Annotated in this window: 22 protein-coding genes; 5 read left to right on the forward strand and 17 right to left on the reverse strand. The window is 70.0% G+C overall.

Going from position 1 to position 23,052, the window contains the following annotated elements; all coding sequences use genetic code 11:
* Positions 1-64: 64 nt before the first annotated feature.
* From FHS42_RS13090 to FHS42_RS13105, 4 genes are all read right to left on the reverse strand, one after another.
* Positions 65-1,660, reverse strand: coding sequence for an MFS transporter (locus FHS42_RS13090; protein ID WP_184572301.1), 1,596 nt, complete (start codon positions 1,658-1,660; stop codon positions 65-67).
* Positions 1,660-2,205: a TetR/AcrR family transcriptional regulator gene (locus FHS42_RS13095; RefSeq protein WP_184572303.1), complete on the reverse strand. Its 546-nt coding sequence runs from the start codon at positions 2,203-2,205 to the stop codon at positions 1,660-1,662. Before FHS42_RS13095 ends, FHS42_RS13090 begins: the two co-directional genes overlap by 1 nt.
* Positions 2,206-2,380: 175 nt before the next feature.
* Positions 2,381-3,808, reverse strand: coding sequence for an argininosuccinate lyase (gene argH, locus FHS42_RS13100; RefSeq protein WP_184572305.1), 1,428 nt, complete (start codon positions 3,806-3,808; stop codon positions 2,381-2,383).
* A gap of 109 nt (positions 3,809-3,917) precedes the next feature.
* Positions 3,918-5,111 carry an argininosuccinate synthase gene (locus tag FHS42_RS13105; protein WP_184572307.1) on the reverse strand — a complete coding sequence of 398 codons (1,194 nt, stop codon included), beginning with the start codon at positions 5,109-5,111 and terminating at the stop codon, positions 3,918-3,920.
* A gap of 212 nt (positions 5,112-5,323) precedes the next feature.
* On the opposite strand from FHS42_RS13105, the gene FHS42_RS13110 reads away from it, so the two are divergent.
* Positions 5,324-6,625 (forward strand): MFS transporter, encoded by a 1,302-nt coding sequence (locus FHS42_RS13110; RefSeq protein ID WP_184572309.1) that lies wholly within the window; start codon positions 5,324-5,326, stop codon positions 6,623-6,625.
* Between the two features lie 28 nt (positions 6,626-6,653).
* On the opposite strand, the gene FHS42_RS13115 is transcribed toward FHS42_RS13110, so the two are convergent.
* A complete protein-coding gene (locus tag FHS42_RS13115) occupies positions 6,654-7,019 on the reverse strand; it encodes a DUF488 domain-containing protein (protein ID WP_184572311.1) in 366 nt (121 codons plus the stop codon).
* A 50-nt stretch (positions 7,020-7,069) separates the two neighbouring features.
* Here FHS42_RS13115 and FHS42_RS13120 point away from each other — a divergent pair, with 50 nt between their 5' ends.
* The gene (locus FHS42_RS13120; RefSeq protein ID WP_184572313.1) at positions 7,070-7,678 is read left to right on the forward strand and encodes a pyridoxamine 5'-phosphate oxidase family protein; all 609 of its coding nucleotides are present in this window, start codon (positions 7,070-7,072) and stop codon (positions 7,676-7,678) included.
* A 165-nt stretch (positions 7,679-7,843) separates the two neighbouring features.
* On the opposite strand, the gene FHS42_RS13125 is transcribed toward FHS42_RS13120, so the two are convergent.
* Together FHS42_RS13125 and FHS42_RS13130 are read right to left on the reverse strand one after the other, a co-directional pair.
* Positions 7,844-8,245, reverse strand: a complete 402-nt coding sequence (locus FHS42_RS13125) for a hypothetical protein (RefSeq protein WP_184572315.1) — start codon at positions 8,243-8,245, stop codon at positions 7,844-7,846.
* A gap of 292 nt (positions 8,246-8,537) precedes the next feature.
* The gene (locus tag FHS42_RS13130) at positions 8,538-9,251 is read right to left on the reverse strand and encodes a hypothetical protein (RefSeq protein WP_184572317.1); all 714 of its coding nucleotides are present in this window, start codon (positions 9,249-9,251) and stop codon (positions 8,538-8,540) included.
* Between the two features lie 543 nt (positions 9,252-9,794).
* Between FHS42_RS13130 and FHS42_RS13135 the strand changes: the two genes are divergently transcribed.
* The 3 genes from FHS42_RS13135 to FHS42_RS13145 all read left to right on the forward strand — a co-directional run bounded on the left by FHS42_RS13135 (position 9,795) and on the right by FHS42_RS13145 (position 14,300).
* Positions 9,795-10,241: a nuclear transport factor 2 family protein gene (locus FHS42_RS13135; RefSeq protein WP_184572319.1), complete on the forward strand. Its 447-nt coding sequence runs from the start codon at positions 9,795-9,797 to the stop codon at positions 10,239-10,241.
* 244 nt (positions 10,242-10,485) lie between these two features.
* Complete coding sequence (locus FHS42_RS13140; protein WP_184572321.1) at positions 10,486-10,806, forward strand: nuclear transport factor 2 family protein; 321 nt, start codon at positions 10,486-10,488, stop codon at positions 10,804-10,806.
* A gap of 101 nt (positions 10,807-10,907) precedes the next feature.
* On the forward strand, positions 10,908-14,300 hold the full coding sequence (locus FHS42_RS13145; protein ID WP_184572323.1) for an AfsR/SARP family transcriptional regulator: 3,393 nt from the start codon (positions 10,908-10,910) through the stop codon (positions 14,298-14,300).
* Positions 14,301-14,395: 95 nt separating this feature from the next.
* On the opposite strand, the gene FHS42_RS13150 is transcribed toward FHS42_RS13145, so the two are convergent.
* The 10 genes from FHS42_RS13150 to argJ all read right to left on the reverse strand — a co-directional run bounded on the left by FHS42_RS13150 (position 14,396) and on the right by argJ (position 22,977).
* The gene (locus tag FHS42_RS13150; RefSeq protein ID WP_184572325.1) at positions 14,396-14,713 is read right to left on the reverse strand and encodes a branched-chain amino acid transport AzlD family protein; all 318 of its coding nucleotides are present in this window, start codon (positions 14,711-14,713) and stop codon (positions 14,396-14,398) included.
* Complete coding sequence (locus tag FHS42_RS13155; RefSeq protein WP_184572327.1) at positions 14,710-15,420, reverse strand: AzlC family ABC transporter permease; 711 nt, start codon at positions 15,418-15,420, stop codon at positions 14,710-14,712. The genes FHS42_RS13150 and FHS42_RS13155 overlap by 4 nt, the downstream gene beginning before the upstream one ends.
* Positions 15,417-16,322, reverse strand: coding sequence for a branched-chain amino acid aminotransferase (locus tag FHS42_RS13160; protein WP_312866854.1), 906 nt, complete (start codon positions 16,320-16,322; stop codon positions 15,417-15,419). The genes FHS42_RS13155 and FHS42_RS13160 overlap by 4 nt, the downstream gene beginning before the upstream one ends.
* Complete coding sequence (locus FHS42_RS36985; protein WP_246494618.1) at positions 16,319-16,774, reverse strand: nuclear transport factor 2 family protein; 456 nt, start codon at positions 16,772-16,774, stop codon at positions 16,319-16,321. The genes FHS42_RS13160 and FHS42_RS36985 overlap by 4 nt, the downstream gene beginning before the upstream one ends.
* Positions 16,771-18,036: a DUF6421 family protein gene (locus FHS42_RS13165; protein ID WP_184572332.1), complete on the reverse strand. Its 1,266-nt coding sequence runs from the start codon at positions 18,034-18,036 to the stop codon at positions 16,771-16,773. The genes FHS42_RS36985 and FHS42_RS13165 overlap by 4 nt, the downstream gene beginning before the upstream one ends.
* On the reverse strand, positions 18,033-18,602 hold the full coding sequence (locus tag FHS42_RS13170) for a type 2 periplasmic-binding domain-containing protein (protein WP_184572334.1): 570 nt from the start codon (positions 18,600-18,602) through the stop codon (positions 18,033-18,035). Before FHS42_RS13170 ends, FHS42_RS13165 begins: the two co-directional genes overlap by 4 nt.
* A gap of 330 nt (positions 18,603-18,932) precedes the next feature.
* Positions 18,933-19,490 carry an arginine repressor gene (locus tag FHS42_RS13175; protein ID WP_184572336.1) on the reverse strand — a complete coding sequence of 186 codons (558 nt, stop codon included), beginning with the start codon at positions 19,488-19,490 and terminating at the stop codon, positions 18,933-18,935.
* 21 nt (positions 19,491-19,511) lie between these two features.
* Positions 19,512-20,717, reverse strand: a complete 1,206-nt coding sequence (locus tag FHS42_RS13180; RefSeq protein ID WP_184572338.1) for an acetylornithine transaminase — start codon at positions 20,715-20,717, stop codon at positions 19,512-19,514.
* A complete protein-coding gene (gene argB / locus FHS42_RS13185; RefSeq protein ID WP_184572340.1) occupies positions 20,714-21,760 on the reverse strand; it encodes an acetylglutamate kinase in 1,047 nt (348 codons plus the stop codon). Before argB ends, FHS42_RS13180 begins: the two co-directional genes overlap by 4 nt.
* Positions 21,757-22,977: a bifunctional glutamate N-acetyltransferase/amino-acid acetyltransferase ArgJ gene (gene argJ, locus FHS42_RS13190; RefSeq protein WP_184572342.1), complete on the reverse strand. Its 1,221-nt coding sequence runs from the start codon at positions 22,975-22,977 to the stop codon at positions 21,757-21,759. The genes argB and argJ overlap by 4 nt, the downstream gene beginning before the upstream one ends.
* Between the last annotated feature and the right edge of the window lie 75 nt (positions 22,978-23,052).

A 23,052-nucleotide genomic window follows, 5' to 3' on the forward strand; every position in this document is an offset into this window, starting at 1 on the left:
GACAACTGGCGGGCGGCACGCGTTGCACGCGCGGGTGCGGGTGACGGGCGCGGGTGGCGAGAGATCACTGGCGGCCGGGGCGCTTGCCCGCTTCCGCCAGGTCCTCCGCCTCGGCGGCGGTATTCGCCAGGCGCTGGCCGCGGAGCAGGAACCAGGCGACGACCGCCGTAGCGAGCAGCACGACCGCGCCCACCGACGCCGCGATCCGCAACCCGTCCACGAACGCTTCCTGCGCCGCGGTCAGCAGCGCCCCACCCTGCTCCGGTGGGAGCTCATCCGCTGCCTCGACCGCGCCCCCCAGTGACTCATGCGCATCGGATACCGCCTGCTGCGGAGTGCCGCTGGGGGGCGTGAAACCGCGGTAGATGCCGGTGACGATGGAGCCGAGCAGCGCGATGCCCAGGGCCGCGCCGAGTTCGTACGCCGTCTCCGAGACCGCCGACGCAGCACCCGCCTGTTCCTTGGGCACGCTGGAGAGGATTACATCGGCGGTGACGGTGAAGGAGAAGCCGGCCCCGACGCCGACGACCAGCAGCACCGCGCCGAGCAGCGGGTAGCCCGTGTTGGACTCCAGCCAGGACAGTGCGGCCAGCGCGAGGCCAACGGCGGCAAGGCCGCCGGAGACCACGATCCGCACCGAGAACCGGCGGGCGACCAGGCCCGCCATCAGCCCGGCGGAGACCGCGCCGACCGCGGCGGGCAGCTCGGCGAGCCCGGCCTCAAGCGGCTCTCGACCCTGCACCAGCTGGAGGTACTGGGAGAGGAAAAAGACCAGCCCGGACAGGCCAAGAATGGTCAACAGGTCGGCCAGCACCGCACCGGAAAAGCCCCGATGGTGGAACAGCCGCATGTCGAGCAGCGGTGACGGCAAGGTGAGCTGCCGCCGCACGAAATACGCCAGCGCCGCCGCACCCGCCACCCCGGCGGCGGCGACGTCCCAGCTCATGCCGTGCGTCGCCGCTTCCTTGATGGTGTAGACGATGCCGATCATGCCGACCAGGGACAGCACCACGCTGAGCAGGTCCCAGGGCCCCGGGGATGGGTCGCGCGATTCGGGCAGGAGCCGGATTCCGACGAGGACGAGCACCGCCATCACCGGCAGGTTGATCAAAAACACGGAACCCCACCAGAAGTGTTCCAGCAGGAACCCGCCCACGACCGGTCCAACGGCCGCGCCCGCCGATGCCATGGCTCCCCAGATGCCGACGGCGAAGCTGCGCTCTTTCGGGTCATGGAAGAGGTTGCGGATCAGGGCGAGGGTGGCGGGCATCAGCGTCGCGCCCGCCACGCCGAGCAGCGCACGGGCGACGATCATCATCTCCGGGCTGGTCGCGTACGCGTTGAGTACGGAGACCGCGCCGAAGGCCACCGAACCGATCAGCAAGAGCTTCTTACGGCCGATCCGGTCCCCGAGGCTGCCCATGGAGACCAGAAGGCCCGCGATGACGAAGGAGTAGACGTCACCGATCCACAGCAACTGAGTGCCGGACGGGCGCAGGTCCTCGCTGAGGAACGGGGTGGCCAGGCCCAGCACGGTGGCATCCACGGCGACCAAAAGCACCGCGAGCACGAGGACGGCCAGCGCCAGCCAGCGCCCCGGCCGTGGGGCCTCCACGCTGGGGTGTGCACCAGGGCCCGTTGTCGCTATCCGACTGCTCATTACTCCATGCTCCGTCGTACGCCGCCCAGCAGCAGCTCGGCGATCATCTGCTCCATGTCATTGGGCGCGATGCGCCCGGCGTGGACAGCCCAGGCACCCGCCCCGATCAGGCCGTACAGCGCCTCGGCGAACCAGGTGGCGGTCAGGTCCACCCGGAATTCGCCGCTCTCTTGCCCGCGCTGGAAAAGGCCGGTCATCCGGGCGTCCAGACGGTCCCAGCCCTGGTGCATCTCGCCCTCGAAGAGCTGGTTCTCGGTGGTGAGGAAGGCGAGCAGCGGGGCTTCTGGCCTGATCTGGGCGACCAGCCTGCGCAATGCTTCCTCCGCGCCGCCCGCATCGATATCGGCGGCATCCAGTGCCGCCTCGAAGCGCGCTAGGCCCAGGTCCTCCAGCGCCTTGATCAGCGCGTCGCGACCGGCGAAGTGGCGGTGCAGCGTGGCGCGGCTGATGCCGGCAGCCTTGGCGATCTCGTCCATGGAGGACGTCGCTTTGCGGGTGAGCAGGGTCGCCGCCGCACGCAGCACCTGGCTTCTGTCCACAGTCATGAGACGAGCGTACCTCGTATGAGACAACAACGTCTCACGGCGTCCCGTGGCTCGCGGGGCCGGCGTACGGCCCGGCGCGCCCCGGGCGCACAAAGGCCGGACAGGGAACAGCACGCCCCCTGCCCGGCCTGTCACACCACGCGCGCGTAGCGCCACGTACGCACGACGAACGGCGTTACCGCTTGGCGTCGGCCCACTCCCGCTGTACCGCCACGTCCGCCTTGATCTCGGCCAGTTGAACGGCGACAGCAGACGGCGCGGTGCCACCGCGGCCATCGCGCGAGGCCAGCGCGCCGGTAACGCTCAGCACAGAGCGCACCTCCGGCGTCAGATGCGGCGAGATGGCGGCGAACTGCTCGTCGGTGAGCTGGTCGAGTTCGATGCCCGCCGCCTCGCATACCTTCACGCACTCGCCTGCGACCTCGTGCGCGACCCGGAACGGCACGCCCTGCCTGACCAGCCACTCGGCAATGTCGGTAGCCAGCGAGAAGCCGGCCGGGGCCAGCTCCGCCATCCGCTCCTCGTGCACCGTGAGGGTCGCCATCATGCCGGTGAACGCGGGCAGGAGTACCTCAAGCTGCTCGCACGAGTCGAAGACGGGCTCCTTGTCCTCTTGGAGGTCCCGGTTGTACGCCAGCGGCAACGCCTTGAGCGTGGCCAGCAGCCCGGTCAGATTGCCGATCAGCCGGCCCGACTTGCCCCGGGCCAGCTCGGCGATGTCCGGGTTCTTCTTCTGCGGCATGATCGACGAGCCGGTGGAAAAGGCGTCGTGCAAGGTCACGAAGGAGAACTCCTTCGTGTTCCAGATGATGATCTCCTCCGCGATCCGGGACACATCGATGCCGATCATCGCGGTGATGAAGGCGAACTCCGCGGCGAAGTCGCGGGAGGCGGTCCCATCGATGGAGTTGCCCGACGAGCCGCCGCCGAAGCCAAGCTCGGCCGCGACCGCCTGCGGATCAAGCCCGAGCGAGGAGCCTGCGAGCGCGCCGGAACCGTACGGGGACACGGCGGTCCGCTCGTCCCACTGCCGCAGCCGCTCCGCGTCCCGGCCGAGTGCTTGGACATGGGCGAGCACATGGTGCGCGAAGAGCACCGGCTGAGCGTGCTGCAAGTGCGTACGCCCCGGCATGGCGGCGTCCGGGTGCGCCTCGGCGAGCGCGACCAGCACCTCCTGAAGGTCGGTGATCAGCCCGCCGACGATCCGGGCATGGTCGCGCAGATACATCCGAAAGAGGGTGGCGATCTGGTCGTTACGGGACCGCCCGGCCCGCAGCTTGCCACCGAGGTCGGGACCGAGCTGCTCCAACAGGCCGCGCTCAAGGGCGGTGTGCACGTCCTCGTCCGCGACGGTCGCCACGAAGGCCCCGGAGGCGACATCGGCTTCGAGTCGGTCGAGCCCGGTGAGCATGCGGCTCAGCTCGTCCTGCGTGAGTAGCCCCGCGGTATGCAGGGCGCGCGCGTGGGCGCGGGAGCCTGCGATGTCGTACGGGGCCAGCCGCCAGTCGAAGTGGACGGACGCCGAGAGGGCGGCCAGGGCCTCGGCAGGCCCGTCGGCGAACCGGGCGCCCCACAGCCGGACGTCACCGCTGTTGCTGCTCAACTGCTGCTCCTCGAAGGGTCGTGAAGGTGCGACCGCCTCCCCGCCGTGAGGGCGAGGAGGCGGTGAGTTGCTGGGGTTGCTGGGGTTGCTGCGCTAGCGAGGCTAGCGCTTAGGCCAGGTCGCGCTTGGCGGCGATCTTCGATGACATTCCGAAGATCTCGATGAAGCCCTTGGACAGCGACTGGTCGAAGGTGTCGCCGGTGTCGTAGGTGGCCAGGTTGAAGTCATACAGCGACTGCTCGGAGCGCCGCCCGGTGGCGACCGCGCGACCACCGTGCAAGGTCATCCGGACCTCGCCGGACACCTGCTGGTTGGCCTCGGCGATGAAGCCGTCCAGGGCCCGCTTGAGCGGCGAGAACCACAGGCCGTCGTAGACCAGTTCGCTCCACCGCTGCTCGACCTGGCGCTTGTAGCGGGCCAGTTCGCGTTCGACGGTGACGCTCTCCAACTCCTGGTGCGCGGTGATCAGCGCCATGGCACCGGGCGCCTCGTAGACCTCCCGGGACTTGATGCCCACCAGCCGGTCCTCGACCATGTCGATCCGGCCGACGCCCTGCGCCCCGGCCCGCTCGTTGAGCTGCTGAATCGCCTGAAGGACGGTGACCGGCTTGCCGTCGATGGCGACCGGCGCGCCCTCCTTGAAGGTGATGATGACCTCGTCGGCCTCGCGCGCCGTGGCCGGGTTCGATGTGTAGTCGTAGACGTCCTCGATCGGCGCGTTCCAGATGTCCTCCAGGAAGCCGGTTTCCACGGCCCGCCCGAAGACGTTCTGGTCGATGGAGTACGGCGACTTCTTGCTGGTGGCGATCGGGAGGTTCTTCTCCTCGCAGAAGGCGATGGCCTTGTCCCGGGTCATCGCGTAGTCCCGGACCGGCGCGATGCACCTCAGGTCGGGCGCGAGCGAGGAGATGCCCGCCTCGAACCGCACCTGGTCGTTGCCCTTGCCGGTGCAACCGTGCGCCACGGTGCTCGCGCCGTGCTTGTTGGCGGCGGCTACCAGGTGCTTGACGATGGTCGGCCGAGAGAGCGCGGAGACCAGCGGGTAGCGGTCCATGTACAGCGCGTTGGCCTTGATCGCCGGGAGGCAGTACTCGTCGGCGAACTCGTCCTTGGCGTCGGCGACCTCCGCCTCCACTGCACCGCAGGCGAGCGCGCGCTTGCGGATGACGTCCAGGTCCTCGCCACCCTGCCCGACATCCACGGCCACGGCGATGACCTCGGCGCCCGTCTCCTCGGCGATCCAGCCGATGCAGACGGAGGTGTCAAGGCCGCCTGAGTAGGCGAGTACGACGCGCTCGGTCACGGGTTTCTCCTTACGGTGCATTCACTGACTGGCATAAGTATGCATCGCTCCGTATGTTTCGTCAACGCGACAACGCGGCCGGCCGTACACAACCAGCCACCCGCGGACCCTGTAGTAGAACTACAGATAACCTGGAGAACTTTTCACTTGTTCTGCCATATTCGGTCGGGCAGGGTGACATACCTCCAGGCCCACCACCGGACGAACGGACCATGAGACCCGACTCCCCCTGGCAGGCAGCCGACTTCCGCACCCTGTTCACGGCGTCCGCACTCAGTCAGTTCGGCACCAACGTCGGCTACGTCTCCATCCCGCTGATCGCCGTCTCCGCGCTCAGCGCGACGCCGGGGCAGGTCGGCGCCCTCGCCACGCTGAGCACGATCGCCTTCCTGCTCATCGGGTTGCCCGCCGGGGCCTGGGTGGATCGGATGCGGCACCGGCGGATACTGATCACCGCGGACCTGGCCCGGGCGGTGCTGTTCGCCTCGGTCCCGGTGGCCTGGTGGCTGGACGCCCTCACCCTCGGGCAGTTGTACGTGGTCGTGCTGCTGAACGGCTGCGCCACCGTCTTCTTCGACGTCGGGTCACAGAGCGTGCTGCCGCAACTCGTGGGGCGAAAGAGCCTGGTGCGGGCCAACGCCGTGGTCGTGAGCCTGATGGCGGTCGCCAATGTGGCCGGACGCGGCGCGGGCGGCGGCCTGGTACAGCTTTTGACCGCACCCATCGCCGTGGCCTGCACCGCCGTGAGCTATCTGGCCTCGGCGCTGCGACTGACCGCCATCCGGCACACCCCGGCACCCCCACAGCCCATGCGCCCCACCCGACTCGGAGCGCAGATAGCGGAGGGCCTACGGCACGTCTTCGGCAACAGGGAACTCCGAGCCCTCGCACTCACCGCGGCGCTCAGCAACCTCGGCGGCCAGCTCATCAACACCATGCTCCCGGTGCTGTTCATCCGGGACCTCGACTACCCGGCGGGCATGCTGGGCCTGTTCTGGGCGGCGGGCGGAGTCGGACTCCTCCTTGGTGCGCGCTGCGCCCGCCGCGTCGCCGGCCTGCTCGGTTACGGGCGCACCCTGGGCCTCGTGGGCCTGTGCATGGCGCCCGCTGGGCTCCTGGTGCCGCTCATCGACCGGGGCCCGTGGCTGTGGTTGGCCGGAACCGGCTGGCTGCTGATCATGTTCAAGACCGGCATGGACAACGTGCTCGGCGTCAGCCTGCGGCAGCAGATGACCTCGGACTCGTTGCTCGGCCGCATGAACGCCACCTTTCGGTTCGTGCTCACCGGTGCGCTCGCCATCGGCGCCGCGGCGGCGGGCCTGCTGGGCGAGCTGACCGGGGTACGCACCACGCTCTGGGTGGGCGGCGCCTTCCTCGCAACGGCCTTCCTCCCCGTCTTCCTCTCCCCGCTTCGCACCCGCCGCGAGCTTCCGACCCTCCACGAGGAACCCATCACCGGCGGCCCGACCCCCGCCCTAGAGCAGCCACCCTCGCCGCCTGCGGCGCAGGTGTGAGGAACCCAACCCGTTCGGGCCCTGCATCTCACCGCCGTTCGCGCACGGCCTCGGCCAGTACCGTCACATGGCTGAGGTCGAGATCCTTCGTTGCGGTCAGCAGGGTGAGCGTGCCGTGGGCGGCCCGTTCCCTGAGCCCGGCCAGCGCGGCGTTGGCCGCAGGTTCGGCCAGTTCTGCTTGATAGCGGCTGGTGAACTCCGCGTACCGCTCGGCGTCGTGGCCGTACCAGCGGCGTAGCTCCGTGGACGGCGCCGCATCCTTGCACCACTCGTCCAGGTGAGCATCGGCCTTCGCAAGACCGCGTGGCCAGACGCGGTCCGCCAACACCCGGGCGCCGTCCTGTGGCTCCGGCGCCTCGTACACCCTTCGCACCCGCACCTCGGCAGCTCGCATCGTGATCGCCTCCAGCCGTCATCCAGGCCCCCCTCCCCATAATGCGAGGTATGGGAAAGACATACGAACGCATCGAGGGACGGCTGCGTACCTTCATCGAAGAGCAGAAGATCTTCTTCACCGCCACCGCGCCACTCACCGGCGATGGCACCGTCAACCTCTCACCCAAGGGCGTGTCCGGGTCGTTCGCCGTGCTGGACGAGATGACCATCGGTTACCTCGACTTCGCTGGAAGCAACGCGGAAACCATCGCTCATGTACGGGAAAACGGCCGCATCACGCTGATGTGGTGCGCCTTCGACGGGCCGCCCAACATCGTGCGCATCCACGGACAGGGCGAGGCCGTGTTCCGTGACGATCCGCGCTGGGCCGAGTTGTTGCAGCATTTTCCCGCAGTGAACCCGGAGCCGCACGGGTTGCGGGCCATCATCCTTGTCACGGCCGAGCTCATCCGGGACACCTGCGGGTACGCCGTACCGCTCATGGACTACCGCGAGGACCGAACGTTGCACGCGCAGCGCTTCGGGCGCGAGGACGACGCGTCGCTCAGCGCGTACTTCCAAAAAAAGGAACACGTCGGCACGAGCATCGACGGCCTCCCCGGCCTGCCGCTGCCGCTACCTCCCAGCGCTCACCAGGACGTACCGCAGGGCACATAGACGCAGTGCCGCGGGGCCCGGGGTGCCGCTCCCGGGGCGCAGGGGTGCCGGTGGGCTGATCTTCGCGTGCGCTCCGGTATGGACATCGGCCGCGCCAGCGCCGTCGATGGCACGCACGGCGGCTCACGGTCGGCATCAGCCGAGTTCCCGGCCGAACCAACAAGGTCAGGCGGCCCGCGGCCGGCCCGCCAGTTGGCACCCGAGCGCGAGGAGGAGCACGAATACGGCAGCCGCCGCGGCGCTGAGCCAGCCCACGAGCAGTGCGCAGGCCGCGACGAGGACCTGAGCCGCGCCCGCGGCCAGCAACGGCCGGGCCGGCGGCGCCCCGTGGCGCATCGAGCGGAGGATGCCTCGCCAGGCCAGGACGTCGAGCAGCACGATGACGCCGCCGAGACCTATGGATGCGGCGCCCGTGCGGTTGGCGGAGCCGCTGGTGGTTTCGTCCTCCGGACCGATGCCGTCCGCGAAGGTGGGGAAGAACCAGAAGCCGTAGACGGACACGGCGAGGATCTGGGCGCCGAGCAGCGCGAGGAGCGTGCACTGTGCCAGTCGGTAAACGGCGCTCATGTTCCTTCGTCCCTCGTCGGCGCAGCGGGCCCGCATGCAGGGTGGACACATGGGTATGCGGTAGGGACAGCGAGCCACCTGGCGACGTGCTGCGCAAAACCCCTTGCCCCCGGTATCGCCTTTCGGCTCCTTTGTATCCGCTTCACGCTAGCTCAACGACCCCGCTCCCCACGGCAGTTCAAGCCAAGGGTTGATCATGCAGGCGACTGGCTCAGAAGCGTGCCAGGCACTGGCCGGCCGTCAGCAGGTACGCGGACCGAGCCGAGGGCGTGGGCCTTCGCCAGGCGCGGCCTCAGCCTTTGCCCCAAGCCCGGCGCAGCGCGCCGATCTCCTGCGGACTGCTCTCTCGTGCGATGTAGGGGATGTCCAGCAGGTGCCGGGTGTGTTCCTCGCCCATCCGGGCGCGTACTACGGAGGCGTCCGCGAGGACCTGGGCGTACAGCGCTGCGCCGTCCATGCAGAACACGTCGATCACCGTGACCCGGCCGTCCACGGCGCGCCGCACGTTGCCCTCGTTCAGGTCGATGCCGTCCCACCAGGGCATGGCGGTGCGGTACTCCGCGTCCACCTGGTGCGCGACCTGGCGCACCAGCTCGAAGGCGGGGTCGGCCGGCTGGCCATCGGCGCGGGGCGCCCACTGCGTCCAGCGGCGCTGTACGGCGGCGGCTACCGCCTCTTCCACCGGTGCCAGAAACTCCATGACCGTCAAGGTGCCGCCGCCATCGAGCGCGTCGGCGCGTTCTATGCGCGGCAAATACGGGTTGCCCGCACAGCGTCGGCACAGGTCGATGAAGGCCACGTACGCCGGGTCGAAGGGGCAAACCCGGGCCGCCAGGAGGCCGCTCGGGGAGCGAAGGCCCACCGCCCAGTCACCGACTCCGCAGGGCGTCCACCCGAGCTGGACCAGGCGGGCCGTCACATCGCGGTGCGTGCCCTGTGCCCACGGGGGGCCGACGAGTGGGGCGAGGTCGGCGGCGAGTGACACCTCGTGATCAAAGATCGGCATCCGGGCAGCCTAGGAGCCGTCGCATGGTGCGGACACTGGTTTTCTGCCGTGCTCCGTGACCGCCCGGCGATCGTCCCAACTGCCTGGCGACCGAGCGGCGTAGCGCACCGGGGGCTGTGTCCAAGGGGGGTCGGCGGCTCGACCCGCGCCTCGGACACAGCCATCCGCAGCCCGGTCCGCGGTCCGAAGAAGCGGCCAGCGGCCCTGCGCGCCCGGTGTCTACCCGGAAGATGCCGTCCGTATCCGCAGTATCCGCCGTATTCACCGCATCCACGGTTTTCGCCGTATTCACAGTATTCGCCGAATTCACCGTATTCACCGTATTCGCAGTAATCACGGTATTCGCCGTATCCGACGAGCGCCCGAGCGCACCGCCTACGCTCCGGGCGCGGCGGTCATGGCGCGACACGGCGTAACCCGACGAGTAGTTGTCCGCGCCGTGGTGGTCCGGTGGAGGTGAACTTGTGGGAAGGTGTCGCGGTGCTGGGGGAAGAGTGCGAGCCTGGAACACGCTGACAAGCGCGTGCATAAGGAGCCGACGAGATGTCCACAGAGAGCACCCGCGCCATCATCGACGCTTATCTGGCCAAGACCCGAGCCCGTGATCTGGATGGCGCGGTAGCGCTGTTCTCCGAAGACGTCGCCTGGGATGCCCCTGGCTCCGGCGCGGCTCCGTGGTCGGGCCGGCGTTCCTCGCGGGCCGAGGTGGCGGAGTTTTTCAGGCTGTTGCACGACCATCTCACACCCGAGGAGTTCACCGTCACGCACATCGTGGTCGAGGGCGCCCACGGCGTGATCATCGGTCATCTCCGGGACACGGTGAAGGCCACCGGCGCAACCCTGACCACGCCGTTCGCCGCCCATGTCACCGTCGCCGACGAGCAGATCACCGGCTACCGCCTCTTTGAGGACACCCACGCTTTGGCCCAGGCCCTGAGCGGTCCGGCGAGCCCGCCGGACACGAGCGAGGCCTCCGCTTCCGCGGGTTGAGTGGCGTCCCTACATATCGGCACACCACTCACCCGGAAGTACCGGCGTACCACCCACACCGACGACGTATCGGCGCACCTCCCGGACCGGCCCAGCACCGCCGCATGCTGGCCGGCAACCCCCCGCACCCGGCGCGCCGACCCCACACCCCTCGCATCACGACCCGGCGCTCCGCCCCTGCGCGGAACGCGCCGACCGGCAACCGCCCCGACCGGCAACCGGAGCACCAGGAAAGGCCAGCCCAATGAGCCTGAACAACAAGCTGTCCCAACCAGCGGTGCGCGCCTTCGTCGCCGCCGTGAACGCCACTGACCGCAAGGCCCTCTGGGCCACGCTTACCCCCGACGCGTCCATGTCCGACGACAACATGGACCACAACCTTGTCGAATGGGCCGAGCGGGAGATCTTCGGCTCGCACCCCCGCATGGACGTCGAGTGGGAGTCCGACGACGGGCTGTCCCTCCGCGCCCGCTACCACAACGACATTTGGGGCGACCTCTCCTCCGCATGGACGTTCACGCTCACCGACGGGAAGATCAGCCACTTCGAGGCAGGGCCGGGCTAAGCGATCGGGCGGCCCATGGATCGCCCCCGCGAACACCCTTACCGACCCGCCACCGACGTCTCAGCGGCATACGTGGCGATGGGCCTGACGAGAGGAGCCGGGTGAGCCACCCTCCGGGGGGAGCAGCGAACACGGCAGGGGGCGCAACGGTACGCCTGCGGCTGCTTGGCCCGGTGGGCGTCGATGTTGACGGCCACGGCGTCAGCCTCGGGCCGCAGCAGTGTGCCCTGTTGGCCCTCCTGGCGCTCGCGGGTGGGCGAGCCGTCAGCACCTCGCGGATCGTGGATGCGCTGTGGGAGGGCGGCGCTCCGCGGGGTGCGGTGACCACGCTGCGGACCCACATCCTGCATCTACGCCGCATTTTGGAGCCGGACCGCCGAGCCAGGGACGGCTTCAACGTGCTGGTCAGCTCGGGTGGTAGGAGTAACACGAACTACGCGCTGCGGCTTGCGGACCGGCACGTTGACGCGATGTGGTTCCTCCGGCTCGCTCAGCTCGCACGAGGCGCATTCGCCGATGGTGATGCCAAGCGAGCCGTCGAGCACTGGGACGAGGCCCTGGCCCTGTGGTCGGGTCCTGCGCTGGACGGCGTGAGCGACCGGAGCTTCGCGCTGTCCGAGGCGGAACGGCTCACCGAGATGCAGGTGGTGGCCAGGGAGGAGCGCGTGGACGCGCTGCTTGGCCTGGGCCGCAACGAGGAGGCAATTGGCGAACTCGGCACCCTGACCGAGGAGCACCCGCTGCGGGAACGGCCCCACTCGCAGCTCATCCTCGCCCTCTACCGGGCGGGGCGGCAGGCCGACGCGCTGGCTGCCTATCGGGACGTACGCCGGGTTCTGGACGACGAGTTGGGCATTCAACCGGGGCGGGCGCTCCAGGAGCTCCACCACAAGGTTCTCCGTGCGGACCCCTCCCTCCATCTCGAACCCCCGGCCGGTGCGGAGTCCACCGCGTCGACCGGCACCGATTCCGTACCGGATGCCGCGCCAGCGCTGTTGCCGCCGGTCCCCCGGCAGCTCCCCACGGACGTGGCCGCGTTCACCGGGCGGGCCGACTGTCTGCGGGAGTTGGATGCCCAGTTGGCCGCCCGGGCCCAGGCGTCCGAGCAGACCGTGGTGATCTCCGCGGTCTCCGGGATGGCCGGGGTGGGCAAGACGTCGCTGGCCGTGCACTGGATGCACCGGGTGGCGGACAGGTTTCCGGACGGGCAGTTCTACATCAACCTGCGCGGGTACGCCTCGGGCGCTCCCCTGGCGCCCGACGAGGCGTTGGGGCAGTTGCTACGCGCCCTCGGGGTGTCGCGGGGGCACCTGCCCGAGCAGTCGGACGAGAAGGCCGCCCTGTACCGGTCGTTGCTCGCCGGCAAGCGTGCCCTCATCTTGCTGGACGACGCCGCCGCGCTCGAACAGGTCCGGCCGTTGCTGCCCGGCTCTCCGACCTGCTGCGTCGTCGTCACCAGTCGTAATGACCTGCGGGGCCTGACCGCCTTCCACGACGCCCATCACATCGATCTCGGCACCTTCCAGGAGGAGGAGTCATTGTCGCTGCTCGCCCGCATCATCGGCGAGGGGCGCGTACGCGAGGAGCCCGAGGCCGCGGCCGAGGTGACGCACCTGTGCGGCCATCTCCCCTTGGCCATCCGCATCGTCGCGGCCAATCTGCTGGGCAGCCGGGTGCGCAACGTCGCCGATGTGGCGCGCGATCTGCGGGAGGGTGACCGGCTGGCGGAACTGTCCATCGGCGAGTCGTGGGACACGGCCGTCCGGGCCCCGTTCGACCTGTCCTACCTGGCGTTGCCGGAACCGGAGCAGCGGCTGTTTCGGTTCCTCGGTCTGATGCCGGGTACCGACTTCTCCACCCGGGCCGCCGCCGTACTCGCCGGTTTGTCGGAGGCGGAGGTCGCCAAGGGGCTTGACCGCCTGTGCTCCCGGAGCCTGCTGGAAACCTTTCGGCCCGGCCGCTTCCACCTGCACGAGCTGCTACGCCTTTACGGGCGGGAGCGGGCTCTGCGAGAGACCGACAGCGCGGATCGCGAGGCCGCCACGGGGCGGCTGTTCACCTGGTATCTGTCCACGGCCGACAGCGCGGCGCAGAGCCTGTACGGGACGTTCTACTCGTGGTTCGCCGAGCCGGCGCCTCGCTCCGATGATCCGCTGGCCGCGCCACTGATCTTCGCGGGCGAGCGCCCGGCCCTGGGCTGGCTGGAGACTGAGCGGGCCAACTTGCTGGCCTGCATCGAGCACGCCTCCCAGCGTGGCCCGTACACCATCGCCTGGCGGCTGTCCCTGGTGCTACACGGCTACTTGATGGCGCACGGCCAGCGCACCGACTGGCTGCGCGCCGCCGAGGCCGGGCTACGCGGGGCCGACGCCGATGAGGACGGCTACGGCCAGGCGGTCATGCACTGGAGCCTGGGCTATGTGCATTGGGAACTGGCCCGGCACGATGAGGCGCTGCGGCACAGCGCGCGGGCCGAGGCACTGTACGAGGAGGGCGGGCTGCTGGCCGAGAAGGGTGGGGCGCTGCTCGGTCTGGCCGCGGCCAGCAGGGAGCGGGGGCAGCTCGATGCCGCGCGCGGGCACGCGCTGCGGGCGCTTGAGGTCTACCGTGCGGTGGCACAGCCGGCCGGTGTGGTCTGGGCATTGGCGCTGCTCGGCTTCTGCTCCCTGGACCGGGGGCGATTTGACGAGGCTCACGCGTACTTCTCCGAGGGCCAAGACCTGGGCCGAGAGTCCACCGACCCGCACGCGGCGGCCCTGCCTCAGTGGGGGCTTGGCGCCACGCTGCACGGGCTGGGGCGGTACGAGGAGGCCGGCCCGCTCCTACGGGACGTGTTGGCGGGAGATGACCGGCTGCCGTCCACATACGCAGGGGAGGGCGTGCTGTGCTGCCTGGCCATGCTCTGCCGCGACACCGGCGATCCCCGGATGGCGCTCAAGTACGCGTCCGACGCCCTGCACACCACCCAGCGCACCCATCGCCGCCTGGTGGAACCCGACGCGCTCAACGCCTTGGGCACGACGCTGCTCAGCATGGACGATGTCGCCGGCGCGCTGGACCGGCACGGGCGTGCGCTGCGGCTGGCCACCGAGGCGGGCTGCCGCAGGGCCGAGGTGGCCGCGCGCCTGGGGATCGCCGCCGCCTACCGATCGCGCGGGAGCTACCGCGAGGCAATGTCGCACACGCGAACCGCGCTGACCATGGCGCGGCAGGCGGGGTTCCGGGTCGCCGAGGGTGAGGCCCTGACGGAACTCGCGTGCGTACGGCAGGCATTGCGCCATCACGAGAAGGCGCGGGAGGCCGTGGAACACGCCCTGGTCATCCACCGGGAGACCGGCTACCGGCTCGGTCTTGCCCGCGCCCTGGACGTCGCGGGCGGGCTGCGGCAGGCGCGCAGCACCCGCACGGCGCAGCGGTATCGGCGGGAGGCCGCGGAGTTATACGAGGACATGGGCCTGACCCGGCCGGGCGGGGTGCGAGCTGAGTCGAGCTGAGCTGCGTTGAGTTGAGCTGCGTTGAGTTGAGTTGCGTTGAGCTGGGTGTTTGGGAGTGCCGCAATCGCGGCCGGCCTCGGCAGCAGACAGCAGGGTCACAGCAGGGCGCGGGTGGCGGCTGTGACCGCCGCCGCGACGAGGACGACCAGCGGCACCGGGGCCTTGAGCCGCCAGGCGGCCAGCGCCGCCGCGAACCCGGCGATCCGGGCGTCGAAGGCCAAGCCGTCCGCGTCGGATGAGCCCACGAGCTGGGTGACGACCAGCACGGCCAGCAGCGCCGGAGTCAGATATTCGACAAAGCGCGGAAACCAGCTCGGCAGCTCCCGGTCCCCCATGACCAGCGACCCGGCCCCCTTGAGCAGAAAGGTGGTCACCACCAGGGCGCCGACGACGAGCCAGGGCGTGTGGTTCATCGGGCCCTCCCCCTCCAGGTCCATCCGACGGCGATGAGGCAGGCCACGGCAATGGCAATGTCGGGCACGCCGAGACCGGTGAGCAGCAGGGCGCTGCCGGCCGCGGCGAGCGCCGCGGTGCGCCGGCGCGCGGTGCCCAAGTGGGGGGCGATGAGCAGGAAGAAGAGCACCGGGGAGACGGCGTCCAGGCCAAGGCGCAGGATGTCCACCGCCTTGATCGGGCCCACTGCGCCGACCAGGGTGCCCGCGACCCAGCCGAGCCAGAGCACGACGCCGGAGGACAGCAGACGGACCCGGTCGAAGCGGCCGTCCGTGTCGCTGGCGATGGCCCAGGACTCCTCGATCACCAGTTGCGACTCGACGGCGCGGCGGGCCCGGCCACCGCGCAGGGCGGGCAAGATGGCGAAGCCCATGACGAGGTAGCGCAGGTTGAGCAGGGTTCCGGCGACGGCAGCCGCCACCCAGCCGCCGCCGTTGACCAGCACGGATACGGCGGCGAACTGGGAGGAGCCCACGAAGACGAGCCCGGACATCGTGGCGGCGGCCAGCGCCGAGAACTCGGCGCCCTTGGCGAGCACCCCAAAGGAGATGCCGAAGGCGAAGAGCGCCACGGTGAAAGGAAGCGCCGCCCTCGCCCCTGCGACGTAGGCGGCGCGCCGACCGGCCGTGGGGTCGCCCGGGTGCGGCGCGGGTTCGGTGCCGCTCACGCGCCCGTGCTCCGTGCGGTGGCCGCAACCGTGTGCTGGTAGTCCTTCAACAGCGCCATGCCGATGTCGCCGACCGTGAACTCCCGGTCGTCGATGCAGCGGATGGGCTGCACCTCGTACGCGGTGCCGGTGAGGAACGCCTCGGTGGCCGCCGCGAGCTCGGCGGGCGCCATGGGCCGCTCCACGACGGGTATGCCCAGGCGGCGGGCGGCTGCGATGACCGTGCGGCGGGTGATGCCGTCCAAGAAACAGTCGGGCACCGGAGTGTGCAGCGCGCCGTCGATGACGAGGAAGAGGTTGGCGCCGGTGGCCTCGGCCAGCAGGCCCCGGTGGTCAAGAAGCAGCGCATCGTCGTAGCCCGCGCTTTCGGCCTCCTGCCGGGCCAGGGCGCCGATGGCGTACAACGCGCCGCCCTTGGCGCGTACCGGAGCGGTGTTCGGCGCGGGCCGGCGCCAGCGTGCGGTGGCAAGGCGGATGCCCTGCTGCTGCGCCGCGGGGGTGAACACGTGCGGCCAGGGCCAGGCCGCGATGGCGACGTGCACGTGGGCCTGCCGGGGCGAGACGCTCATCGTCTCGGTGCCGCACCAGGCCACCGGCCGTACGTAGCCGTCGTGAATGTCCAGGGCCTGGATCAGCTCCCGGGTGGCGACATCCAACTCGGCCGCGCTCCAGGGCACTTCGAAGCCCATTTCGCGGCCGGATGCCAGGAGCCGTTCGCTGTGCTCGCGGAGCTTGAACACCGCTCCCGCATAGGCGCGTTCGCCCTCGAAGACGCTGGTGGCGTAGTGCAGGCCATGGCTGAGCACATGCAGCCGCGCAGCACGCCAGGGGACGAACTCACCGTCCAGCCAGATGACGCCGTCGCGGTCGTCGAAGGGCCGGTTCGGGAGGTCGTCGCTCACGTGGCGAACCCCCGCTCCGCGTACGGGTAGCCCTCCAGCTCGTTGGCCGAGACCGTGTCGTCGCGGCGTGCTGCGTAGTAGATGCGGACCTCGTCGATGAGGCCCGCCTCGTTGAAGCGGTAGACCTCCGTGCCACGCAGCACCGTGCCCAAACCGGGCTTGAAGCTGGTCCATTCGCACACGGCCGTACGCGTGCGCTCGTCCGCGTACACGCCGTCCACCACCCAGGACGAGGAATTCGCTGCAACATCGGCGCCCCAGCGCTCGACCACGGGGTCAATTCCTCGGATGGGCCCGTGCATTCCCACGGCGAGATAGTGCACCACGTCCTCGGCCAGGCATTGGGCGAACAGGGCACGGTCCACCTTGTTGCACGCCTGGAAATAGCACAGGACGGCCGCTTCCAGCTGGTCCCTGGTGAGGTCGCCTCGATGCCGTTCGGTGGGGCTCATGATTCTCCCGGTACGAAGTGGAGCGGGGGAAGGGACGCCAGGTGTTCGCGCGCCCGCAAAAGAATGCGCTGATCTTCGGTGAAACGGTAACGGTCGCCGGGTTCGCCCGCGGGCAGAAATCGCCGCACGAATGCGGTGGCCGCGGCCCGGTATTCCGCAGCCGTCGTGACGTGGGATTCCAGCTGTGTGATGGCGGTGACCAGTTCACGTAATGCCGTCAGCAGCCTTGCCCGGTCGAGCGATAGCCGCTCGCCGCGCTGGGTGAGCGCGCCCGCTGAACGCAGCCAGGAGTAGAGGAAGACGCCGGTTCCCGCATCGAAGTTGCGTACGGCGTCATCGGCCAGCGGATAGCGGAACATGCGTTCCAAGAGGATCATGTCGATCTGTTCAGCGGCGTGCGGAACGTCACCCTCCGCGCAGGCGAGTGCCGTCTGGGCGTCCACCTTGGTCTCTTCGAGCAACCCCACGAACCAGTTCATCTTGAGCTTGATGTGCTGGTCCAGGGGCCAGGCGCCCTGGTGGTGGAAGTAGTCGTGCAGATATCCCCACAGCGAGCGGGCCTGGTAGCAGGTGTGGGGGTCGAGCCCGCTGGAGGCGCGCGGCACCGAGTTGGCCGTGAGCACGGCCTCGGCGGACGGCAGGGCGTAGGTCTCGTGGATCTTACGGAACTTGCTGAAGGTGAAGATCGCGTACGCCTGTGCGGTGACTCGGTCGTGAGCGGCCACGTTCTCCGGGAAGAAGACGATGCAGTTGCCCCGAGCGAAGCCCGCGCTGCCCGCCAGGAGGACGGTGGCCTGGCAGTTGTTCTTGGGATGTGGGTAGCGCGCGGCCAACTGGTTGAGCGCGGCCGGCTCCTGCCGCCGGACCAAGAAGAACTCCATCCGCTGCCCCACCGGAGGGGCGCTGTTGGTGGTGCGTACCGGCGCGAGGAACGCCGCCCAACCGCCATCGGCGGGTGCGGCCAGCGCGTCGCGGGAGCGCGCGAAGTGGGGCGGGGTGTCCAGCCCGGCGGCCAGCCAGTCGGTGGCGTCCGCCACCAGGGCATCGGCCTGCCGGTGCCGACCGTGTCGCGCGAACCAGCGCGCGGCGTCGTCGGCCAGCGAGCGCAGCGCCCGCGCATCCGGTGCACCCGGCTCGCTGACGGTGCCGTCGTCTCGCTGCCGCGCCCTGAAGGCGTCCACCCGGGGAATCAGCGTGCGGGTGAGGGTGTCCGCCTCCGCGCGCATGCCGTCAGCCTGGGCGTACCGAATCTCCCCGCTCATCGTGCGGCCTCGATGACCTGGTGCAGGGTGAAAACCATGGGTACGGAGCCGAAGTTGTGGACGATCCGTAGGCCCTGGATATCGGCTGCCACCACCGTGGTGATGCAGCCGTCAACTGCGCCGCTCGCGCAGTCGATGGCAGCTTGCGCATTGCTCAGGGCCGTGCGCTGTTCGCAATAGGGCGGTACCAGTCCGGCCGGGGCTGGGTGCGTGGCCACGGTGCGCAGCTTTTCGGGAGCGGCAGCCGATGCGGCGAGCACCATGTCATGGGTCGGCATCAGGAAACTATCGACCATGCGGCAGGTGTGGAGGTTGCCGAAAACCAGGGTATGCAATGCCGGATAGACGGCACAGGCGACCAGCGCGTGTTCGCCCGTACGCGGGGCACTATCGAGCGCGGATTCCAACGAGGGGTGCAATACGACGGTTCCGGACTCGGCAAGTCCGCGGCGATGCAGCCACTGCCGGGCCGCGGCCTCCAAATTGGTGCCGGGCGGGCCGAGCGTATGCAGCGTACGAATCGCGTCGATTGGGGCGGGTGCTGCGGACGCTATGTCTTCCGGCATATCTCCCCCAAGTGCCCCTCGCTTGCGCTTGGCACAAGTGCGGGCTCGGTGGTGTGGAAATGCAGATGCGAAGACAGCGCATCGAATCAGGCCACACAAGCACTGGCCGAAACGCTGACCCGGTACTGGAGCGGCCTCACGCTACCGCGGCACCCTTGGGGTGTCGAGGATGACCAATCGGTCCACGCCACCTGCCCGTTCGACCGTCATCGGGGGCGAACGAACAGGTGGCGGGGGCGGCTGGGGTGACTGGGCTGACTGGGGGGTCGGGCGAGACAGCCGGTGATGCCGGTGGCGCCGGTGATGCTGGTGTCGCCGGTGGTGCCGGGTTCAGCGGGCGCCCTGGGCCAGCCGCATCAGATGGTCGGCCAGGGCCTGGCCGCCGTGCGGGTCCCGACTGATCAGCAGCAGCGTGTCATCACCGGCGATGGTGCCGATGATGTCGTGCAGCTCGGCCGTGTCGATGGCCGAGGCGAGGAACTGAGCCGCGCCCGGCGGAGTGCGCAGCACCACGAGGTTGGCGGACGCCTCCGCCGAGATCAGCAGCTCACCCGCGAGCCGGCCCATCCGTCCCTCGCTGGCCGACTCGCCGAGCGGGGCCCGCGGCGTGCGGTCCCCGCCCTCGCTGGGCACGGCGTAGATCAGCTCACCACCGGTGTTACGGATCTTCACCGCGCCCAACTCGTCCAGGTCGCGCGAGAGCGTCGCCTGGGTGACGGTCAGGCCGTCATCGGCGAGCAGCTTGGCGAGCTGGCTTTGGGAGCGGACCGGATGCCGGCCCAGGATGTCCACGATCCGCCGGTGGCGGGCGGTGCGGGTCTGCGGCACGGTGGGCCCGGCATGCGGCTGCTCCGTGCTGGTGCCCTCGGTGTCCTGGGCCTCGGTCATCGTGTGTCGCTCTCCGGATCGTCATTCCCCATCGAACGCACTGGTCCCATGGGGCGCGGGTACCCCGTCAAGGACGGCGGGCAGTGCCCGGAGGAACGTGTCGATCTCCTCGTCCGTGACGATGAGCGGCGGCGCGAGCCGGATCACATCCGACGCGACCGCGTTCACCAGGAGCCCGGCGTCCTGAGCCGCCTGCTGCACCCGCTGCGCGAGCGGCTCGTGCAGCACGATACCCAGCAGCAGGCCCGCGCCACGGATCTGGGCGATATGCGGGTGGCCCAGCGCCTCGATTCCCTTGCGCAGCCGCTGGCCGGCTCGCTCCACGTGGTCGAGGATTCCCTCGGTCTCGATGGTGTCCAATACGGCGAGCGCCGCGGCGCAGGCGACCGGGTTGCCGCCGAACGTAGAACCGTGCTGGCCGGGCGTCAGGAGCTCGGCCGCGGCGCCGAATGCGACGGTGGCCCCGATGGGCAGCCCACCACCGAGCCCCTTGGCCAAGGTGACGACATCCGGCTCGACGCCCTGGGCCTGGCACGCGAGCCAGTGCCCGGTGCGGCCGATGCCGGTCTGTACCTCGTCCAGGACCAGCAGCGTGCCGGTGGCGCGGGTGATCTCGCGGGCGGCGGCCAGATAGCCGGCGGGCGGCACGATCACCCCGCTCTCGCCCTGCACCGGCTCGATGATCACGAACGCGGTGTCGGTGGTGACGGCCGCGCGCAGCGCCTCAGCATCCCCGTATGGCACGTGCGTGACGACGCCTGGCAGCGGTAGGAAGGGTTCTTGCTTGGCGGGCTGGCCGGTGAGCGCGAGGGCGCCCATGGTGCGGCCGTGGAAGCCGCCTGCGGTGGCGACCATGTGGGTACGCCCCGTACGCCGCCCGATCTTGAACGCGGCCTCGACCGCCTCCGCGCCCGAGTTGCAGAAGTAGACCCGGCCCGGCCGCTCGAAGAGGCGCAGCAGTCGCTCGGCGAGGGCGACCGGGGGTTCGGCGACGAACAAATTGGAGACGTGGCCGAGGGTGGCGATCTGGTCGGAGACGGCGCGTACGACCGCCGGATGGCCGTGGCCAAGGGCGTTGACCGCGATGCCGCCGACGAAGTCCAGATACTCCCTGCCGTTCGCGTCCCACACGCGGGCGCCCACGCCGTGGGTGAGCGGGATGCGCGGGGTGCCGTAGTTGTCCATCAGCGCGCCCTGCCAGCGCTGGGTCAGTTCGGAGTTACTCAACGGTGCTCCTCGTCCGGCACGACCATGGTGCCGATCCCCTCGTCGGTGAAAATCTCCAGCAAGATGGAGTGCGGTACCCGGCCGTCGATGACGCGCGCGGTGTTCACCCCGCCCCGTACCGCGTGCAGACAGCCCTCCATCTTGGGCACCATGCCGCTGGCCAGTTCGGGCAGCAGTCTCTCCAGCTCGGATGCGGTGAGCTGGCTGATCACCTCGTCGCTGTGCGGCCAGTTCGCGTACAGGCCCTCGACGTCGGTGAGGACCATCAGCGTCTCGGCGCCCAGCGCTGCGGCGAGGGCCGCCGCGGCGGTGTCGGCGTTGACGTTGAAGACGCCGGCTCCGGCGTCGTCCTCATCGCCGCTGCGGGCGATGGAGGAGATCACCGGGATGCGGCCGTCATCGAGAAGGGCCTGGATGGCGCCGGCGTTGATGTGGGTGATGTCGCCGACCCGACCGAGGTCAACGGGCTCACCGGCCACGTGGGCGTAGCGCTTGGTGGCGGTCATGGTGTGCGCGTCCTCGCCGGTCATCCCCACGGCGAAGGGGCCGTGCTGGTTGAGCAGCCCGACCAGTTCCCGCTGCACCTGGCCGGCCAGGACCATGCGTACGACGTCCATCGCCTCGGGCGTGGTGACGCGTAGGCCCGCCGTGAACTCCGATTTCAGGCCGAGCCGGTCGAGCTGGGCGCTGATTTGCGGACCGCCGCCGTGGACGACCACGGGGCGCAGCCCGGCGTGCCGCAGGAAGACGACGTCCTGGGCGAAGGCGGCCTTGAGGTCATCGTCCACCATGGCGTTTCCGCCGAACTTGATGACCACGCACTTGCCGTGGTGCCGCGTCAGCCACGGCAGTGCCTCGATGAGCGTGCGCGCCTTGGGCAACGCGGTGTGCTTGCGGGTGGCGGCGGTGCCCGGGTGCGCGGGGTCCGGCACGGCGGGGGCCGCCGATCCCGGTTGGGCCGGCACTTCGGGTGGCGCTGGCGCCGCAGCGCCGGCGGACGGGGGCGTGGGCTGGCTCGCGGGGCGGGGTGCGGTCTGGCTCATGAGGAGTACGCGCTGTTCTCGTGGACGTAGTCGGCGGTGAGGTCGTTGGACCAGATGACCGCGGACTCCTGACCGGCTGCCAGGTCGGCGGTGATGGCCACCTCGCGGTAGCGCATGTCCACCAGCTCGCGGTCCTCGCCGACCGAGCCGGCTTTGCAGACCCAGACGCCGTTGATGGCCACGTTCAACCGGTCGGGTTCGAAGGTGGCGGACGTGGTGCCGATGGCGGAGAGTACGCGGCCCCAGTTGGGGTCCTCGCCGTGCAGGGCGCACTTGAGGAGGTTGTTACGGGCGATGGAGCGGCCGACCTCGACGGCGTCGTCCTCGCTGGCCGCGCCGACGACCTCGATGCGAATGTCCTTGGAGGCGCCTTCGGCGTCGCCGATCAACTGCCGTGCCAGATCGGCGCATACGGCCCGTACCGCCTCGGCGAACGCCTCGAAGTCCGGGGCGATGCCGGAGGCGCCGGAAGCCAGCAGCAGCACCGTGTCGTTGGTGGACATACAGCCATCGGAGTCCACCCGGTCGAAGGTGGTGCGGGTGGCCTCGCGCAGCGCCTTGTCCAGCGCGGCGGCGTCCAGGTCGGCGTCGGTGGTGAGGACGACGAGCATGGTGGCCAGGCCCGGGGCCAACATGCCCGCACCCTTGGCCATGCCGCCCACGGCCCACCCGCCCGCGGTGGCAGGCCCCGTGCCCAGCTCCGATCCCGTCGCTGGCCCCGGGCCCGACTGAGCTTGGTCGGTGCTGCGTACGACGGCCGTCTTGTGTACGGAGTCGGTCGTCTTGATGGCGATGGCGGCCTTCTCGCCGCCGTCCGGGGAGAGCGCGGCGGCGGCCGTCTCCACGCCGGGCAGCAGCTTGTCCATTGGCAGCCGCAGCCCGATCAGGCCGGTGGAGGCGACGGCGACCTCGCCGGCGCTGTGCCCGAGCACGGCGGCGACCTTCTCGGCCGTGGCGTGGGTGTCCTGGAAGCCGAGCGGCCCGGTGCAAGCGTTGGCGCCACCGGAGTTGAGGACGACGGCCGAGACCGCGCCGCCGGCCAGCACCTGCTCGGACCACAGCACGGGCGCCGCCTTCACCCGGTTGGAGGTGAAGACACCGGCGGCGGCCAGCCGCGGCCCGTGGTTGACCACCAGGGCCAGGTCCGGGTTGCCGTTCTCCTTGATCCCGGCGGCGATGCCCGCCGCGGTGAATCCCTGTGCTGCCGTGACGCTCACTGTGCTGCTCCGTTCGCTTCCATGAGTGCGACCGCGCCCGCGGCTGCTGCCGGGCGGTGGGACGGGGGTTGCCAG

Source organism: Streptomyces zagrosensis (assembly GCF_014203645.1).
Taxonomy (GTDB): Bacteria; Actinomycetota; Actinomycetes; order Streptomycetales; family Streptomycetaceae; genus Streptomyces; species Streptomyces zagrosensis.

Excerpts from the sequence above, each read along its gene's own strand:
- FHS42_RS13095 (WP_184572303.1), bottom strand. The coding sequence starts at position 2,205 with ATGACTGTGGACAGAAGCCAGGTGCTGCGTGCGGCGGCGACCCTGCTC.
- FHS42_RS13115 (WP_184572311.1), bottom strand. The coding sequence starts at position 7,019 with ATGCGAGCTGCCGAGGTGCGGGTGCGAAGGGTGTACGAGGCGCCGGAG.
- FHS42_RS13135 (WP_184572319.1), top strand. The coding sequence starts at position 9,795 with ATGTCCACAGAGAGCACCCGCGCCATCATCGACGCTTATCTGGCCAAG.
- argB (WP_184572340.1), bottom strand. The coding sequence starts at position 21,760 with ATGAGCCAGACCGCACCCCGCCCCGCGAGCCAGCCCACGCCCCCGTCC.
- FHS42_RS13175 (WP_184572336.1), bottom strand. The coding sequence starts at position 19,490 with ATGACCGAGGCCCAGGACACCGAGGGCACCAGCACGGAGCAGCCGCAT.
- FHS42_RS13090 (WP_184572301.1), bottom strand. The coding sequence starts at position 1,660 with ATGAGCAGTCGGATAGCGACAACGGGCCCTGGTGCACACCCCAGCGTG.
- FHS42_RS13150 (WP_184572325.1), bottom strand. The coding sequence starts at position 14,713 with ATGAACCACACGCCCTGGCTCGTCGTCGGCGCCCTGGTGGTGACCACC.
- FHS42_RS13120 (WP_184572313.1), top strand. The coding sequence starts at position 7,070 with ATGGGAAAGACATACGAACGCATCGAGGGACGGCTGCGTACCTTCATC.
- FHS42_RS13110 (WP_184572309.1), top strand. The coding sequence starts at position 5,324 with ATGAGACCCGACTCCCCCTGGCAGGCAGCCGACTTCCGCACCCTGTTC.
- FHS42_RS13130 (WP_184572317.1), bottom strand. The coding sequence starts at position 9,251 with ATGCCGATCTTTGATCACGAGGTGTCACTCGCCGCCGACCTCGCCCCA.
- FHS42_RS13140 (WP_184572321.1), top strand. The coding sequence starts at position 10,486 with ATGAGCCTGAACAACAAGCTGTCCCAACCAGCGGTGCGCGCCTTCGTC.
- FHS42_RS13165 (WP_184572332.1), bottom strand. The coding sequence starts at position 18,036 with ATGAGCGGGGAGATTCGGTACGCCCAGGCTGACGGCATGCGCGCGGAG.
- FHS42_RS36985 (WP_246494618.1), bottom strand. The coding sequence starts at position 16,774 with ATGAGCCCCACCGAACGGCATCGAGGCGACCTCACCAGGGACCAGCTG.
- FHS42_RS13170 (WP_184572334.1), bottom strand. The coding sequence starts at position 18,602 with ATGCCGGAAGACATAGCGTCCGCAGCACCCGCCCCAATCGACGCGATT.
- FHS42_RS13125 (WP_184572315.1), bottom strand. The coding sequence starts at position 8,245 with ATGAGCGCCGTTTACCGACTGGCACAGTGCACGCTCCTCGCGCTGCTC.